Consider the following 15,747-nt stretch of genomic DNA (forward strand, 5'->3'; position numbering starts at 1 on the left):
GCGCTGGGGCTTCGGCCGGTCACGGTGGCGGACAGGGACTTCGGTTCCGCTGCGCGTGATCGCGGCGGGTCTCCTCGCGCTGGGCGCGGTCACGGCCTGTGGGGACGGTGCGGACGGCTCCGGTGATTCGCGGGTCGTCGCCACGTCGCTCGCGCCCAGCAGTTCCTCCGGAGTACCGGATCTGGACGCGGGGCAGGATCTGGTGCACGGGCTGGACGCGCCCTGGGGGCTGGCCTTCCTCCCCGACGGGAGCGCGCTGGTCGCCGAACGCGATACCGGTCGGATACTGCGGGTGGTGCCGGGCACGGCGGCGGAGCCGGTGTACGCGGTGCCGGAGGTGGCGGCGGCCGGGGAAGGTGGGCTGCTCGGCCTCGCCGTCTCCCCGAACTATGCCGAAGACCGTTACGTGTACGCCTATTTCACCGCCGCCGACGAGAACCGCATCGTGCGCTTCCGGCTCGGCGAACCACCGACGGTGATCTTCTCCGGCATCGCGGCGGCGTCCATCCACGACGGTGGCCGGATCGCCTTCGGTCCGGACGGCATGCTCTACGTCGGTACCGGCGACGCGAGTCGCCCGGCGCTGTCGCAGGATCCGAGCAGTCCGAACGGAAAGATCCTGCGCCTCACACCCGATGGCGGCCCCGCACCCGGCAATCCCACGCCGGGCTCCCCCGTCTACAGCCTGGGCCACCGCAATGTGCAGGGGCTGGCGTGGGATTCCGCGGGCCGCCTGTTCGCCGCCGAATTCGGCCGCAACCGCGCCGACGAGATCAACCTGATCGAACCGGGCCGCAATTACGGCTGGCCGGAGGTGGAGGGGGTCGGCGGCGGTGACCGATTCGTCGATCCGCTGGTCACCTGGGAAACCTCGGAGGCGTCGCCCTCGGGTGTCGCCATCGCCGGCGACATCCTCTACGTGGCCGCGCTGCGCGGCGAGCGGCTGTGGACGGTGCCGCTGCGCGACGGCGCGCTCGGCACGCCGACCGCGCGCCTGGCCGATCGGATCGGGCGGCTGCGCACGGTGGCGGTGGCACCCGACGGCGCGCTCTGGCTGACCACGTCGAATACCGACGGCCGCGGCGACGTGCGCGCCGGCGACGATCGGATCGTCCGCTTCCCCGCGCGTTAGATCAGCGGTTCCAGCTGCGAGCTCACCGGGCGCGGCGGCCAGTGCTCGGGCTTCACGTTCTCCGGTTTCGCACCGGGATCGTCGTCCCAGTCGAACTGCGTCCCCACCCACGCCTTGGGCCGCTCGAAGGACACCTCGCGGGCGTGCAGGGCGGCGCGGCGGAAGGAGATGTCGCCGAAGAAGTCACCGCCGGTGAAGCACACCGAGCGCGCCTCGAAGACGGCGTCCGCGAAGGACACCGCGCCGTGATATTCGGCGTCGGCGAAGTCGATCTCCTGGGTGCCGCCGGAGCGCCAGCGCTGCCGCGCGCCGAGTTGGGTGCCGTCGAAGCTGGTGCCCTCGGCGTAGAAGCGAGCACCGGTGAACGCGACCTTGGTCCCGGAGAATTCGGCGCTGTCGAAGGAGATGCGGTCGCCGTCGAAGACGACGCGGCCGAAGGAGGTGAGTGCGGAGCCGAAGTTCACCTCACCGAAGTTGGTGCGCTGGTTGGCGAAGGTGGCGCGGTCGAAGGTGGTGCGCGCACCGGAGAATTCGGCGGATTCGAAGCTGGTCGGACAGGAGAAGCTGGCCTCGGCGAAGCTCACCGCCGTGCCGTCGGGTTCGGCGCGATCCGCCTCCGGTGGCTGGAATCGCGCGTGCTGGAAGGTCACGCCGCGACCGCGGAAGGCCGCGCCCTGGAAGCTGACCCGCCGTCCGATGAAGCGCGCGCCCTCGAAGCTGGTGACGCGGGAGGCGACGAAATCGGTGTTGGTGAAGCGGGTGCTGTCGCCCGCGAAGACCGCGTTCTGGAAGTCGGCGTTCTCCAGTACCGCCTCGGTGAAGTCGAAATCGCATGCCGACCACGAACTCTCGGCGGTGTCGCGCAGGTGTTCGGCGATGACGCGCACGATGGTGTCGCGCACCTGCCGGTCGTTCTGCCGGTAGTGGTAGACCCGCTCCACCCCCGCGCCGTCCTCCTCCAGCCGCTCGGTGCGGGAGACGAGGTGGTTGACACCCTCCTTGGCCGCGTACGGCAGCCGCAGGTAGGCGCACAGCACGTCGATGCACTGCTGACGTCGGGCGCGTTCGGGGAATTCGTCGGCCACCCCGGCCATGGCGTACACGCCGGCGAGCCGCACGGCGACGTCCGCAGCGCCCAGTTGCAGGGCGGCCGCGCCGAACAGCTCCGAGAAGCGGCCGCGGTCGTGATCGCGCTGCCGTCTGGCGGCGAGCACCAGCGCCACCGCGACGCCGACCCCTGCGGTCACCCAGAGCGCGATCTCGGCGAGATCGAGCCGATCCGGGCGCGCATCGGTCGCGCCGAACAGTAACCACAGCACCCACCAGGTGAGTGCCGCCACCGCCACGCCGCTCGAGACCGCCAGGAACACCGACGGCGAGAGCGCCGTTCGGGTCCGTCGCTCGGTCTTGGACCCGAACCACCCCCAACGCCGCCGCATAGCGAGATGGTAACGACCGCGGCGCGCGAGCGCACAGGGAGCCCCGATTCCCGTTCCGCTCCATGAGATTCGATGCCGACCGGATGGTTCGCGACCAGGCACTATGCCCGAAAAGCGAAGTCCGCCCGACGGTTCCCACCGCAGGGCGGACTCTCCACGCCGCCCGGTCGCCTCGAACCGCCCGCCGCGCCGAACCGGGTCGCCGTCTCATGCCGTCCGTCGTCGCATGCCCAGGCCCGCCGCCACCAGGCACGCCACCGCCACCGCACCGACGAACCAGGGGAAGACCGTATTCAGCCCCCAGGTGGTCGCCGCCCAGCCCGCCAGCACCGTCGGCAGCGCCATGGCCGAGTAGGCCAGCAGGTAGTAGGCCGACATGGTCTCGCCGCGCTTGTGCTGCGGCACCACATCGGAGAGGTGGCGCAGCGAACCGCCGAAGCCGAGTCCGAAGGTCGCACCCAGCAGCACCCCCGAGGCCAGCACCCACACCCCGTTGTGGGTGGCGAGCGCGGGCAGGGTGAGCAGCAGCGCCGCCGCCATGCCGATATCCCCGGCGATGGCCGCGCGACGGGCCGGAATGGCGGTGGCGAAGAACTGCGCCAGCGCACCGGCGGTGGCCGTGGCCGCCACCACCGCGCCGCCGAACACGAGATTGTGCACCCCGGTCTTGGCCGCCGCCAGCGACGGATACAGCGACAGCAGCACGCCCAGCACCGACCAGGCCGCCATCACGCCCAGCGCCGAGAACCAGAAGTCGCCGCGAATCTCCTGCGGCACCGCCGGTTTGGCGATGCGGATGGGACCGGCCACCCGGGCCGTGTGCGGTTCGCGCAGCGCCAGTACGCCGACGCCGACCAGCAGACAGACCACGGTGATCACCACGTAGGGCGTGCGCAGCGGATACGGCGCGTACTGCGCCAACAGCGCCGAACCCAGAATGGCGACGGCCATGCCGACATTGAAGGCCACCCCGGTCAGCTGCCCGGAGCGCGCACCATGTTTGGGCCGCAGGTCCAGCAGCGCCGCCGCGCCCGCCACCACCGTCGAGCCGACCGCCGCGCCGTGCAGCGCCCGCGCCAGCAGCAGCATGGCCACGTTGTCGGCCAGCAGGAACACCACCAGTCCGGCGACCATGATGCCGAAGGCTCCCAGCAGCACCGGCTTTCGGCCCACGGCGTCGGAGATCCGGCCCGATACCAGCACCGCGCCCAGGGCCGCGACGGCGTAGGCGGCGAAGACGAAGGTGGTGGTGAGCGGCGTGAAATGCCACTCCTGCTGGTAGATGCCGTAGAGCGGGGCCGGCACCCCGGACACTCCCAGTGCCACGCCGCTGGCGGCGAGTACGAGCGCGTACGCCCAGGTCTGTGTGCCCGGCTCGGCCCGAACCGCAACATCCGCTGACATCGAACTCTCCATCAGGTAAGTTTGATCGTGATCGAACCTGACCATACTCCTGGTTCGATGATCGTCAAACCAGTCTCCGAGTGAGGTAGCTCATGTCCGACACCGATGTGAAGCCCGCGGTGGCGCCGCTGTCCACGGTGCTCGGCGCGCTCCAGGACCCGATTCGCCTGGAGATGGTGCGCCGTCTCGGCACCGCGGGCGAACCACAGCGCTGCAGCGCGCTCTACGACTCCATCAGCAAATCGACCGCCGCGCACCACTTCAAGATCCTGCGCGAGGCCGGCCTCACCGATCGCGAATCCGTGGACGGGCAAACCTTCGTCCGGCTGCGCACCGCCGAGATCGGCGCGGCGCTGCCCGGCCTGCTCGAGGCGGTGCTCGAGGCTGCCAACAGGTCGAGTGACACCACCGACAAATAGTGCAGATCCGACGATAAACCCTGCAGCCATCGGACCCCCGGCCGCGCTACCGTCATCTCATGCGTATTCGCGTCGCGACGACGGAGGACCTGCCAACACTCCAGAAGATCGAGATCGCCGCCGGAGAGCCCTTCCGCACCCTCGGCATGCTCGAGATCGCCGATGACGACCCGCCCAGCATCGAGACCCTCGACGCGCACCTGCGCGCGGGCCGGGCCTGGGTCACCGTGGACGACGACGGCATGCCCGTCGCGTACCTCGTCAGCAGGCAGGTGGACGACACCGAACACATCTGCCAGGTCTCGGTCATCCCCGATTTCGCCCATCACGGCATCGGGCGCACGATGATCGAACGATTGGCCGACTTCGCCCGGGCGCGGGGGCTGCCCGCGCTGAGTCTCACCACATTTCTCGAAGTGCCCTGGAACGCACCGTATTACGAACGGCTCGGCTTCCGCCGGATACCCGATGCGGAACTCACCCCGGAACTGCGGGAGATTCGCGCCCACGAGGCCGAGGTCGGCCTGGACCGCTGGCCCCGCATCGCCATGCGGCGCGAGCTGGCCTAATCGTTCGAACAGTGCTCGCCGCCGGGTGATTTCGCGCCCGGCGGCGCGAAGGTGCGCGTGAATTCCGGGCAGTCGACGAGCCGGGAGTGCGTACAGACGGCCGCGTGCCGCAGACCGTCGCGCATGCGGGTGAGCCGGGCGATGTCCTCGTCGACCTCCCGCGCCTTCCGGGCCAATTGAGCGCGCAGGGCGGTGTCGTCGGGGGTGGCGCGCAGGAAGTGCTGAATCTCGGCGATGGTGAAACCGGCACGGCGGGCGCAGGCGATGAGCGCCAGCCGGGGCACCACCTCCGGTTCATAGGTGCGGCGCAGGCCGTTGCGGCCCGCCGACGCGATGAGCCCCTGCTGTTCGTAGTAGCGCAGGGCGGAGGCCGCCATCCCGGATCGAGCGGCGACCTCGGCGATATCCAACAGGGCGTGGGACATATCACTCCTTGACTTGAAGCGCGCTTCAAGTCACAGACTAGCGCCCATGCAGATCCATCACCTCAACTGCGGCTCCATGGCCGAGATCGAAGCGACCTACGACGTGGCCCCCGCCCCCACGGTCAACCACTGCCTGCTGGTGGAGACCGCCGACGATCTGGTGCTCATCGACACCGGACTCGGGCTGGAGAATGTGCGGAATCCGGCGGGCACCCTCGATCCGGACTGGGTCGACTTCGCCCGACCGGCGCTCGACGAGCAGGAGACCGCCATCCGCCAGATCGAGCGGCTCGGCTACTCCCCCGGCGATGTCGGCCACATCATCCTCACCCACCTCGACGTCGACCACTCCGGCGGCCTGCCGGACTTCCCGCACGCGCGGGTACACGTCCACGCCGCCGAATTGGCCACGGCCCTGGCCGAATCCGCCGCCAGCCGCTACCGCCCCGCGCACTGGGCACACGGCCCGACATGGGTGAGCTACGCCCCGGAACCCGGCGACGAATGGTTCGGCTTCACCTCGGCCCCCGTCCAGGGGCTGAGCCCCGACTTCCGCCTGGTCCCCCTCGGCGGCCACACCCCCGGCCACACGGGCGTCGCGGTCCGCCACGACGACCACTGGCTCCTGCACTGCGGCGACGCCTTCTTCTACCACCGCGAACTGGACCTCCCACCCCAGCCCCACCCCCTGCTCGACCTGCTCCAGCAGTCCACCGAATTCGACCGCGACCTTCGCCTGGGCACCCAGGCCCGCCTCCGCGAACTCGTCCGCACCCACCCGCAGGAGGTCACCCTCTTCAACGCCCACGACCCCTGGCAACTCCAGGCCCGGCAGGCCCCGGCCCACAGCGCGTGAAAGCAGGCCGAGGTCGTGCGTGCGAACGACTCGGTACCGCGAGTCCGGCGGGACAGGCCGACACCCCGGGTACCGACGCCGGGCGGCCACCGGCCTCGCACCCAGCCCGGCTCGGTATCCAGCCGGTTCGACGTGGCCACCGCGCACACCGAGGAAACCATCGGGCCGCGGTCGTGACCGAAGCCGCATCAGCGCAGGGCATTCGCCGAAGGCGAAGGTGGAACCGGGCGCGGGCACCTACGCGGTGCGCCCGGTGCACGCCGCGACAGCGGGGCGCACGGCCGGGCGCCGGTGGATTACGCCGGGGGCGGCGGTGGGGGTGCCTCGCCCTCCACGGGGGCGGGTGGGGGTGGTACGTCCGCGGGCGGGGCGGGCTCCGGGGCCGGGGGTGCCGGTTCCGCGGGAGGTGGCGGGACGGGCTCGCCCGGGGGCGGTGGGGCCGGTTCGCCGGGCGGGGGTGAGACCGGTTCGCCGGGGGGTGGGGCGTCGGGGGCGGGTGGGGCCACGGGTTCGGCGGGCGGGGGCGCCGGGGTGGTCGTCGTCGGGGTGGCCGAGGTCGTGGTCGTCGGCGCGGGGGTCACCGCCGGGGTGACCGGGACCGGGTCCGGGTCGGTGCCGCGGTAGTCGGCGGTGGCGGTGTGTCCGGCGGTCCACCAGAAGGCCGCGCCCGCCGCCACGATCACCGGGGCGATGAGGGCCGCCAGCATGGCCGCGAGGCGGCGCAGGCGGCGACGGCGGGCCTGAACCAGCAGGGTGACAAGGGTTTCCACGGCGAGGGTGAACGCCACCGCGCTGACCACGGCGGCCAGCGCCCAGGCGGCGTCGGGCTGCCGCGCCCACTGGGCCAGCGCCGCGACCGCGCCGACGCCGATCAGGCCGCCCACGAGCACGCCGAGGAAACCCTTGGCCGCGTAGGGGTAGCTGCCCAGCGCGTCTTCCTCGCCGCCCTTGCGCCGCAACCACGCCAGGAAGACCAGCACATGGCCGACCCCGGCGCCGACGGCCGCGGCCACCAGCAACACCTGGGCGCCGTGCACCTCGGCCGCCTCGTGGCCGGTGGCCAGCAGCACGGCCCCGTACCCGGCCATGAGCGCGGTCACCACCAGGGTCGCGAGTCCGGCGAGCGCTCCGGGCCGGGCGCCGATCCGCCGCTTCAGATACCCCTCGGGCAGCTGTCGCCGCAGCATCCGGTACACCACGAACCAGGCCACCGGAATCACCGCGAGCAGCACGGGCAGCAGGCCGAGCAGGCCCGCCGGGGGCAGCCACACCGACGCCAGCGCGGCGATTCCCGCACCGGCCCACACCCATTCGGCCAGCCGCAGCAGTCCCCGCCAGGTGCGGGCGGACAGCGTCTGCCGCGCGGGCAGATGGTCCGGCCGGGAGGCGAGCAGTCCGCGCAGCACACCCACCGGTCCCCCGCGCCACGCCTGCAGGCGCGCTTGCAGCACAAGCAGTTCCGGGTGCAGCGAGTTCAGCGCGAGCCCGTCCTCGACGTGTTTCGCCGCCGCGATGCGGTCGGAGAACTCGAGTTCCACCTCGGCCGCCGCGGCATGGGTGTCGGCGGTCGGCGCGATCCGCAGCGCCCGCACCACGGCGGTGCGCGCCTCGGAACGTTCGGCTTCACTGGGGCCGAATTTCCGCGCGATCACCCCCGCCACGGTGAGCAGCGCGTTCGGATTCTCCGGCGCGAGCGAAACGGCAACCCGCGCATGCCGAATCGCCTCCTCCCACCGCGCCGACGCCTCGAACGCCAGCGCCGCGGTCAGATGCGGCTCCACCCGATCGGGGTCGGCCGCGATGGCCAATCCGACCATCCGTAGCGCCTCGTCCACCCGGTCCAGCCGATAGGCGATATCGGCCATCGAATTCAACAGTTCCGGATCGTGCGGTGCGTCCTCCAACGCGTCCCCGACTATCCGCCGAGCCTCTTCCAGCCGTCCGAGATCACTTGCGGCACGCGCGCTTTCCAGCACCTGCGAGGTGTCGTTCATCCCTCTCCCGATCAAAACACTCCGGACGCTGAGACTAGCCTGTCAGCGACCGGCGGGCAGCGGCACCCGGCCGACAGCCGCCGACAGTCTCGCACGCGGGCCGCCGGAAGGTAGCCGAACCGATTCGGGGCGGGCTAGCCGACCAGGCGGCGCACCGCCGCGGGCAGATCGCGGGTGCGGCGGTAGGGCCCCGCCACCGCCGCCCCGAACGGGCGGGAGAGCAGGGTGCGGGCGATGGCGGACACCTCGTCGGTGGTGACTTCGTCTATGCGGGCGAGGGTTTCGGAGACGCTGCGGTGATTGCCGTAGCTGAGTTCGCTGCGGCCGATGCGGTTCATGCGCGAGCCGGAGTCCTCCAGACCGAGCACCAGGCCGCCGCGCAGCGAACCCTTGGCGCGGGCGCATTCGGCGTCGGTGATGCCGTCGGCGGCCACCTCCTCGAGCACGCCGCGCGCCAAAGCCGCCACCTTGCCGAGGTTTTCGGGCTGGCAGCCGAGATACACCGAGAAGGCCCCGGTGTCGGCGAAGGTGTCCACGCTCGAATACACCGAGTACGCCAGCCCGCGCTCCTCGCGAATGCGCTGGAACAGCCGCGAACTCAGTCCACCGCCGAGCACCGTGTTGAGCACCGACAGCGGCCAGCGCTTCTCACCCTCGTGCCGACCGAAGGCCCGGGTGCCGAACACCAGATGCGCCTGTTCGCTGTCGCGGAACATGCGGTGCAGTTCGGGGGCGCCGCGCGGCCGGAATCGGCCCTCGCGGCGCGGGGCCGGTTCCCGGCCGGGTTCGAGCCGGTCGGCGAAGGCGCGGTGCACCAGCTCGACGGTGTGCTCGTGTTCGACATTGCCCGCCACCGCGACCACCATCCGGTCCGGCCGATAGCGGCGCAGGTGGAACGAGTGCAGCTGGTGCGCCTGCATGGCTTCGATGGTCTCGATGGATCCGATGACCGGACGGCCCACGGGATGATCACCGAACAGCGCCGACAGGAAGGTGTCGCCCACGATGTCCTCGGGATCGTCGTCGCGCATGGCGATCTCCTCGAGCACCACCTGCCGCTCGACGGCCACGTCCTCGGCCCGGCACAGCCCGCGCAGCACCACATCGGACACCAGATCCACCGCCAGCGGCAGATCCTCGTCGATGACGTGCGCGTAGTAGCAGGTCTGCTCCTTGGCGGTGAACGCGTTGAGTTCGCCGCCGACCGCATCCATGGCCTGCGCGATATCGAGGGCGGATCGTGACGGCGTCGCCTTGAACAGCAGATGTTCGAGGAAGTGCGCCGCCCCGGCCACCGTGGGCCCCTCGTCGCGCGAGCCGACGCCGACCCACACACCGATGGAGGCCGACCGCACCCCGGGCACATGTTCGGTGACGACCCGCAGCCCGCCGGGCAGTACGGTCTTGCGCACACCGGTATCGGCCAGCGTCGCTTCGGTGGTGGAGAGCCTCAACGAAGGGGCTTTGCTACCCGACAGTGGAGTGTCCTTCTTCCGAACCATGTTTCCCACACAGCATGTTGACCACACGATGGCATCCGAGGCAATGAAACCCGGCAATGAAAAATCCGGTGGCCCCTCACCCGATTATCGGGGTGAGGGGCCACCGCGCGTTACGGACGACCGAAGGTTACTCCGCGTCGGCCGGGGCCGCCGCCTCGGACTCCTCCTCGACCGGAACCAGGGAGATCTTGCCGCGGTTGTCGATATCGGCGATCTCCACGCGGATCTTGTCGCCGACGTTCACCACGTCCTCGACCTTCGCGACCCGCTTGCCGTTGCCCAGCTTGGAGATGTGCACCAGACCGTCGCGGCCCGGCAGCAGCGAGACGAACGCGCCGAAGGCGGTGGTCTTCACGACCGTGCCCAGGAAGCGCTCGCCGACCTTCGGCAGCTGCGGGTTGGCGATCGCGTTGATGGCGTCGATGGCGGCCTGCGCGGACGGGCCGTCGGTCGCGCCGACGAACACGGTGCCGTCGTCCTCGATGGAGATGTTGGCGCCGGTGTCCTCGGTGATCTGGTTGATGACCTTGCCCTTGGGTCCGATCACCTCGCCGATCTTGTCCACCGGGATCTTGATGGCGGTGACGCGCGGCGCGTAGGGGCTCATCTCGTCCGGGGTGGCGATGGCCTCGGCCATCACGTCCAGGATGGTGAGGCGGGCGTCCTTGGCCTGGTTCAGCGCACCGGCCAGCACCTGCGACGGGATGCCGTCCAGCTTGGTGTCCAGCTGCAGGGCGGTCACGAAGTCGGGGGTGCCGGCGACCTTGAAGTCCATGTCGCCGAAGGCATCCTCGGCGCCCAGGATGTCGGTGAGGGCCACGTAGCGGACCTCGTCCTCACCCTTGTCGTTCTTGATCGTGTCCGACACCAGACCCATGGCGATACCGGCGACCGGGGCCTTCAGCGGCACACCGGCGTTCAGCAGCGACAGGGTGGAGGCGCACACCGAGCCCATGGAGGTGGAGCCGTTGGAGCCCAGCGCCTCCGACACCTGGCGGATGGCGTACGGGAAGTCCTCCTGCGAGGGCAGCACCGGCACCAGCGCCCGCTCGGCGAGCGCGCCGTGGCCGATCTCGCGGCGCTTGGGCGAACCCACGCGACCGGTCTCACCGGTGGAGAACGGCGGGAAGTTGTAGTGGTGCATGTAGCGCTTGGAGGTCTCCGGGCCGAGCGAGTCGACCTGCTGCGCCATCTTCACCATGTCGAGGGTGGTGACACCCATGATCTGGGTCTCGCCGCGCTCGAACAGCGCCGAACCGTGCGCGCGGGGCACCACGGCGACCTCGGCGGACAGGGCACGGATATCGGCCAGACCGCGACCGTCGATGCGGAAGCCGTCGGACAGGATGCGCTGGCGCACCAGCTTCTTGGTGACCGAGCGGAACGCCGCGCCGATCTCCTTCTCGCGGCCCTCGAAATCCTCGGCCAGGCTGGAGAGCACCTCGAGCTTGATCTCGTCGATCTTCTCCTCGCGCTCCTGCTTGCCCGCGATGGACAGCGCCTCGTTCAGCGGACGCTTGGCGGTGCCCTCCACGGCCTCGAAGACATCCTGCTGGTAGGGCAGGAAGAGCGGGAACTCCTCGGTCTCCTTGGCGGCCAGGGTGGCCAGATCCTGCTGCGCCTTGCACAGGCGGGCGATGAACGGCTTGGCGGCCTCCAGGCCCTGGGCCACCACGGCCTCGGTGGGCGCCTGCGCGCCACCGGCGACCAGTTCGATGACCTTCTCGGTGGCCTCGGCCTCGACCATCATGATGGCGACGTCACCGTCGACCACGCGACCGGCGACCACCATGTCGAAGACGGCGTCCTCGAGCTGCTCCACGGTCGGGAAGGCGACCCACTGCCCGTCGATGAGCGCCACCCGCACGCCGCCGACCGGGCCGGAGAACGGCAGACCGGCGAGCTGGGTGGACGCCGACGCGGCATTGATGGCGACCACGTCGTACAGATCCTTGGGATCCAGCGACATGACGGTCACCACGACCTGGATCTCGTTGCGCAGACCGTCGACGAAGGACGGGCGCAGCGGGCGGTCGATCAGGCGGCAGGTCAGGATGGCGTCGGTGGAGGGACGGCCCTCACGGCGGAAGAACGAGCCGGGGATGCGGCCCGCGGCGTACATCCGCTCCTCGACGTCGACCGTCAGCGGGAAGAAGTCGAACTGGTCCTTGGGCTGCTTGCCCGCGGTGGTGGCCGACAGCAGCATGGTCTCGTCGTCCAGGTAGGCGACGACGGAGCCGGCGGCCTGCTTGGCCAGGCGGCCGGTCTCGAAGCGGATGGTGCGGGTTCCGAGGTCACCGTTGTCGATGAGCGCTACGGATTCGAAAACGCCGGGCTCGACCTCGGCGGCGGAACCGGTCGTCACAGTCTCTGTCATTGTTCTTCTCTCAACCTCTCGTCTCGCCGGACCCGCGTGCGCTAGGTCAGCGCGCGATCCGGCATCGTCAGCCGTACCCGGCGTGGACACGCCACAGCCCTCCTGGCGGCAGCGCGCACACCCGTGCCGATATCCCCTTGGATACAGCGACGCGGAGGCGGTCATCGATCGAAGCCCTCCGGGCCGCGCGAGTGCGGCGCACCGAAAAGCCACTACCGAAGACCGACGCCACGCGACGGGTGCATACGGCTGTGCGTTGGTCGTGCATGCACCACTGGCCGCATGCACGAATAGCCAACGAGGAGATTCTAAGCCTCCCCGTTGGCTGCTTCGTCAACAGGCTCCGGGAACCCGGAGTTGTGTCGCGATGATCAGCGACGCAGGCCGAGCCGCTCGATCAGGGCACGGTAGCGCTCGATGTCCTTGTCCTGCAGGTACTTCGAGAGACGCTTGCGACGACCGATGAGCGCCATCAGACCGTGGCGGGTGTGGTGGTCGTGCTTGTGCTTCTTGAGGTGCTCGGTGATGTCGGCGATCCGCTTCGACAGCAGCGCGATCTGCGCCTCCGGGGAACCGGTGTCCTTCTCGTGGACGCCGTACTCGGCGAGGATCGCCTTCTTCTGCTCGGTGGTCAGAGCCACAGAATTTCTCCTGTAATTTCCAGTCCGCGCTCGAAGTGCCAGGTCGCCCTGGGTGGGTGCCGCCGCGGACCGCAGCAAACCCAGCGGACCAGAGTACACGAACCGTCAGGCGAGGATTTCGCGGGCCTGTTTCACATCGCGGCCGATGGCCTCCACCAGTTCGTCGATGGAGTCGAACTTGCGCATTCCGCGCAGCTGTTCGACGAAGTCCACCGCCACCCGCTTGCCGTAGAGGTCGCCGTCGAAGTCCAGCACGTGCGGTTCCACGGTGCGGTTGCGACCGTCGAAGGTGGGGTTGGTGCCCACCGAGACGGCGGCCATGCGCCGAACCGGATCGCCGGAGTCCAGCACGGTGAACCAGCCCGCGTACACGCCGTCGGCGGGGACGGCGGCATGCAGGTGCGGGGCCACATTGGCGGTCGGGAAACCGAGGCCCTTGCCGCGCCCGTCCCCGCGCACCACGATGCCCTCCACCCGATGCGGGCGGCCCAGCGCCTCCGCGGCGGCGGCCATGTCACCGGCGACCACGCAGGAGCGGATGTAGGTGGAGGAGAAGGTCACCGCGTGCTCGCCGAGCAACTGCACCCCGTCGGTGTCGAAGCCGTAGCGGCCGCCCAGCTCGCGCATGGTGTCCACGGTGCCCGCGGCCTGCTTGCCGAAGGTGAAGTTGTCGCCCACCACCACCTCGGCCACCTGCAGCTTGTCCACGAGCAGCTCCTGCACGTAGCGCTCGGGGGTCAGCTTCATGAACTCCTGGGTGAACGGCATCACCACCATGACGTCGATGCCGAGTTCGGCCACCAGTTCGGCGCGGCGGTCCAGCGTGGTCAGCTGCGCGGGATGCGAGCCGGGCCGCACCACCTCGAGCGGATGCGGGTCGAAGGTCATGAGCACCGCGGGAACGCCCCGTGCCGCAGCGGATTTCACCGCGCGGCTGATGAGCTGAGCGTGACCCCGGTGCACGCCGTCGAACACCCCGATCGTGAGCACGCACCGGCCCCACTCCGCGGGCATCTCATCGAGACTTCGCCATCTCTGCACAAGCGCAGCTTACGGAAAGCGCGTCACAGACAATATTCGGCCGTGGTGATGTTCACCGCCGGACCGACCCCCGCCACCCCCGATTCACCCCCGCGCCGGGTGCGCGCCACCACCCGTCACCACACCGTTCGAACAGTCGCGCACCGGCTCGACCAGCAGGCGCGCCGATGTGGGAAACCGGGCGAGGTATGCCTAAGCTCGGGGACGTGCCAGGAAAACGAGACATCGCCACGCGCCGCGAGCTGGCCGATCCGTCCGCATCCGCACCCCTCGGAGATGTCGCCACCGCCGCGGTGAGTTCGAGCACGAGTGTCGCACCGGTGCTGTCGTCGGTCGCGCAGGACTATCTGAAGGTGATCTGGACCGCGCAGGAGTGGTCGCAGGAGAAGGTGTCGACCAAGCTGTTGGCCGAGCGGATCGGGGTGTCGGCCTCGACGGTGTCGGAGGCCGTGCGCAAGCTCGCCGACCAGGGGCTGGTCGAGCACGCCCGCTACGGGGCCATCACGCTGACCGAGGAGGGCCGCCGGGCGGCCGTCGCCATGGTGCGGCGACACCGGCTCATCGAGACCTTTCTGGTGCAGGAACTCGGCTACGGGTGGGACGAGGTGCACGACGAGGCGGAGGTGCTCGAGCACGCGGTCTCGGAGACCCTCATGGCGCGCATCGACGCCAAGCTGGGGCATCCGGACCGCGATCCGCACGGCGATCCGATTCCCTCGGCGGACGGCGCGGTGCCCACGCCCCCGGCCCGGCAGCTCTCCGATTTCCACGACGGCGAATCCGGGCGGGTCGCGCGGATCTCCGATTCCGATCCGGCCATGCTGCGCTACTTCGATTCGCTCGGCATCGCGCTGGACACCCCGATCGCGGTGGTGGAGCGGCGGGACTTCGCGGGCACCATCGCCATTCGCGTGGACGACCGCACCATCGACCTGGGCGGTATCGCCGCCGAGGCCATCTGGCTGACGGCCTAGTCCCCCGGCGGGTTCAGACCAGCCGGTGCCCGCCGTCGACGTGCAGGACCGTACCGGTCACGAACGGGTTGCGCAGCAGCGAGAGCACGGCCGCCGCGATGTCCTCCGGTGTGCCGAGGCGTCCGGCGGGCAGCCGCCCCGCCATGGCGGCCAGCCGCTCCTCCCTGTCGGGCCAGCCGAGCCGATCCCAGATCGAGGTCCGCACCCACCCCGGCGACACCACGTTCACCCGGGTCGGCCCCAACTCCACGGCCAGCGCGTAGGCCAGCGACTCCAGCGCCCCGTTCACCGCCGCCACCATGGCTCCCCCGGCCGCCGGGCGGTAGGCCGCGATCCCGGAGGTGAAGGTGAGCGAACCCCCGGCCCGCACCCGGGCGTACTTCGCCACCAGCATGGACCCGATCAACTTGGTATCGAGAAAACCACGCCCCGCCGCGAAGTCGAACTCCCCGATCGGCCCGTACGCCCCACCCACATCCGCGGCCGTGCTGATCACATGATCGACCGGGCCGATCCGCTCGAACAACCGCGCCGCCCGCACCTCGTCCCCGATATCGGCGACCATCCAATCCACCTCGCCGCCACCGGTTGTCGGCCCGGCGGGCACCGCAGCAGCGGAGTGAACCACCGTGCGACCGGACGCGGCATCGGCATCGGCATCGGGCGAAGCCGCGGCACCGACCGCGGCCGAGCGCAATTCCCGCACGGCCCGCGCGAGCCGCTCCTCCGAGCGGCCGACAATGGTCACCCTGCTCCCCGCCGCGACCAGAGCCGCGGCAATGGCGCGCCCCATCCCGGACCCACCACCGATCACCACCGCCCGCCCGATATCGTCCCAGCTCGGCACAGCCTGCTCCGCCGCAGCGGTCGCCTGCCCGCTGGTGGCGATGTCATGGGCCGACGCGGAGGTGGGTGTCGGGATACCGGTCGAGGGGTTCTTGTTCGCTGTCATGGATTCCAGCCGACCAGGGGTG

At 70.3% G+C, this 15,747-nt stretch carries 14 protein-coding genes; 5 read left to right on the plus strand and 9 right to left on the minus strand.

The window, feature by feature from the left end; all coding sequences use genetic code 11:
- Window positions 1-49: 49 nt before the first annotated feature.
- On the plus strand, window positions 50-1,132 hold the full coding sequence (locus FOH10_RS20350) for a PQQ-dependent sugar dehydrogenase (RefSeq protein WP_425326164.1): 1,083 nt from the start codon (window positions 50-52) through the stop codon (window positions 1,130-1,132).
- Here the strand turns inward: FOH10_RS20350 and FOH10_RS20355 are convergent.
- Together FOH10_RS20355 and FOH10_RS20360 are read right to left on the minus strand one after the other, a co-directional pair.
- The gene (locus FOH10_RS20355) at window positions 1,129-2,571 is read right to left on the minus strand and encodes a pentapeptide repeat-containing protein (protein ID WP_143981938.1); all 1,443 of its coding nucleotides are present in this window, start codon (window positions 2,569-2,571) and stop codon (window positions 1,129-1,131) included. The genes FOH10_RS20350 and FOH10_RS20355 overlap by 4 nt on opposite strands.
- A gap of 207 nt (window positions 2,572-2,778) precedes the next feature.
- The gene (locus FOH10_RS20360; protein ID WP_143981939.1) at window positions 2,779-3,975 is read right to left on the minus strand and encodes an MFS transporter; all 1,197 of its coding nucleotides are present in this window, start codon (window positions 3,973-3,975) and stop codon (window positions 2,779-2,781) included.
- A gap of 92 nt (window positions 3,976-4,067) precedes the next feature.
- Between FOH10_RS20360 and FOH10_RS20365 the strand changes: the two genes are divergently transcribed.
- Window positions 4,068-4,394: an ArsR/SmtB family transcription factor gene (locus FOH10_RS20365; RefSeq protein WP_029928120.1), complete on the plus strand. Its 327-nt coding sequence runs from the start codon at window positions 4,068-4,070 to the stop codon at window positions 4,392-4,394.
- Between the two features lie 59 nt (window positions 4,395-4,453).
- The gene (locus FOH10_RS20370; RefSeq protein WP_143981940.1) at window positions 4,454-4,963 is read left to right on the plus strand and encodes a GNAT family N-acetyltransferase; all 510 of its coding nucleotides are present in this window, start codon (window positions 4,454-4,456) and stop codon (window positions 4,961-4,963) included.
- Here the strand turns inward: FOH10_RS20370 and FOH10_RS20375 are convergent.
- On the minus strand, window positions 4,960-5,388 hold the full coding sequence (locus FOH10_RS20375; RefSeq protein WP_143981941.1) for a MerR family transcriptional regulator: 429 nt from the start codon (window positions 5,386-5,388) through the stop codon (window positions 4,960-4,962). The genes FOH10_RS20370 and FOH10_RS20375 overlap by 4 nt on opposite strands.
- A 46-nt stretch (window positions 5,389-5,434) precedes the next feature.
- On the opposite strand from FOH10_RS20375, the gene FOH10_RS20380 reads away from it, so the two are divergent.
- Window positions 5,435-6,244: an MBL fold metallo-hydrolase gene (locus tag FOH10_RS20380; protein WP_143981942.1), complete on the plus strand. Its 810-nt coding sequence runs from the start codon at window positions 5,435-5,437 to the stop codon at window positions 6,242-6,244.
- Window positions 6,245-6,540: 296 nt separating this feature from the next.
- Here the strand turns inward: FOH10_RS20380 and FOH10_RS20385 are convergent, their stop codons facing one another.
- From FOH10_RS20385 to FOH10_RS20405, 5 genes are all read right to left on the minus strand, one after another.
- Window positions 6,541-8,238 carry a tetratricopeptide repeat protein gene (locus tag FOH10_RS20385; protein WP_143981943.1) on the minus strand — a complete coding sequence of 566 codons (1,698 nt, stop codon included), beginning with the start codon at window positions 8,236-8,238 and terminating at the stop codon, window positions 6,541-6,543.
- 134 nt (window positions 8,239-8,372) lie between these two features.
- Window positions 8,373-9,740: a M16 family metallopeptidase gene (locus FOH10_RS20390; protein ID WP_143981944.1), complete on the minus strand. Its 1,368-nt coding sequence runs from the start codon at window positions 9,738-9,740 to the stop codon at window positions 8,373-8,375.
- A gap of 127 nt (window positions 9,741-9,867) precedes the next feature.
- Entirely contained in the window at window positions 9,868-12,117 is a 2,250-nt protein-coding gene (locus tag FOH10_RS20395; protein WP_029928110.1) for a polyribonucleotide nucleotidyltransferase, read from the minus strand.
- 371 nt (window positions 12,118-12,488) lie between these two features.
- Complete coding sequence (gene rpsO / locus FOH10_RS20400) at window positions 12,489-12,758, minus strand: 30S ribosomal protein S15 (RefSeq protein ID WP_029928108.1); 270 nt, start codon at window positions 12,756-12,758, stop codon at window positions 12,489-12,491.
- A gap of 105 nt (window positions 12,759-12,863) precedes the next feature.
- A complete protein-coding gene (locus FOH10_RS20405) occupies window positions 12,864-13,799 on the minus strand; it encodes a bifunctional riboflavin kinase/FAD synthetase (protein WP_143981945.1) in 936 nt (311 codons plus the stop codon).
- Between the two features lie 188 nt (window positions 13,800-13,987).
- Here FOH10_RS20405 and FOH10_RS20410 point away from each other — a divergent pair, with 188 nt between their 5' ends.
- Window positions 13,988-14,773: a metal-dependent transcriptional regulator gene (locus FOH10_RS20410; protein WP_081872230.1), complete on the plus strand. Its 786-nt coding sequence runs from the start codon at window positions 13,988-13,990 to the stop codon at window positions 14,771-14,773.
- 13 nt (window positions 14,774-14,786) lie between these two features.
- Here FOH10_RS20410 and FOH10_RS20415 read toward each other — a convergent pair whose 3' ends face one another.
- Window positions 14,787-15,725 carry an SDR family oxidoreductase gene (locus FOH10_RS20415; protein WP_221937849.1) on the minus strand — a complete coding sequence of 313 codons (939 nt, stop codon included), beginning with the start codon at window positions 15,723-15,725 and terminating at the stop codon, window positions 14,787-14,789.
- Between the last annotated feature and the right edge of the window lie 22 nt (window positions 15,726-15,747).

Source organism: Nocardia otitidiscaviarum (genome assembly GCF_007362295.1).
Taxonomy (GTDB): domain Bacteria; phylum Actinomycetota; class Actinomycetes; order Mycobacteriales; family Mycobacteriaceae; genus Nocardia; species Nocardia otitidiscaviarum.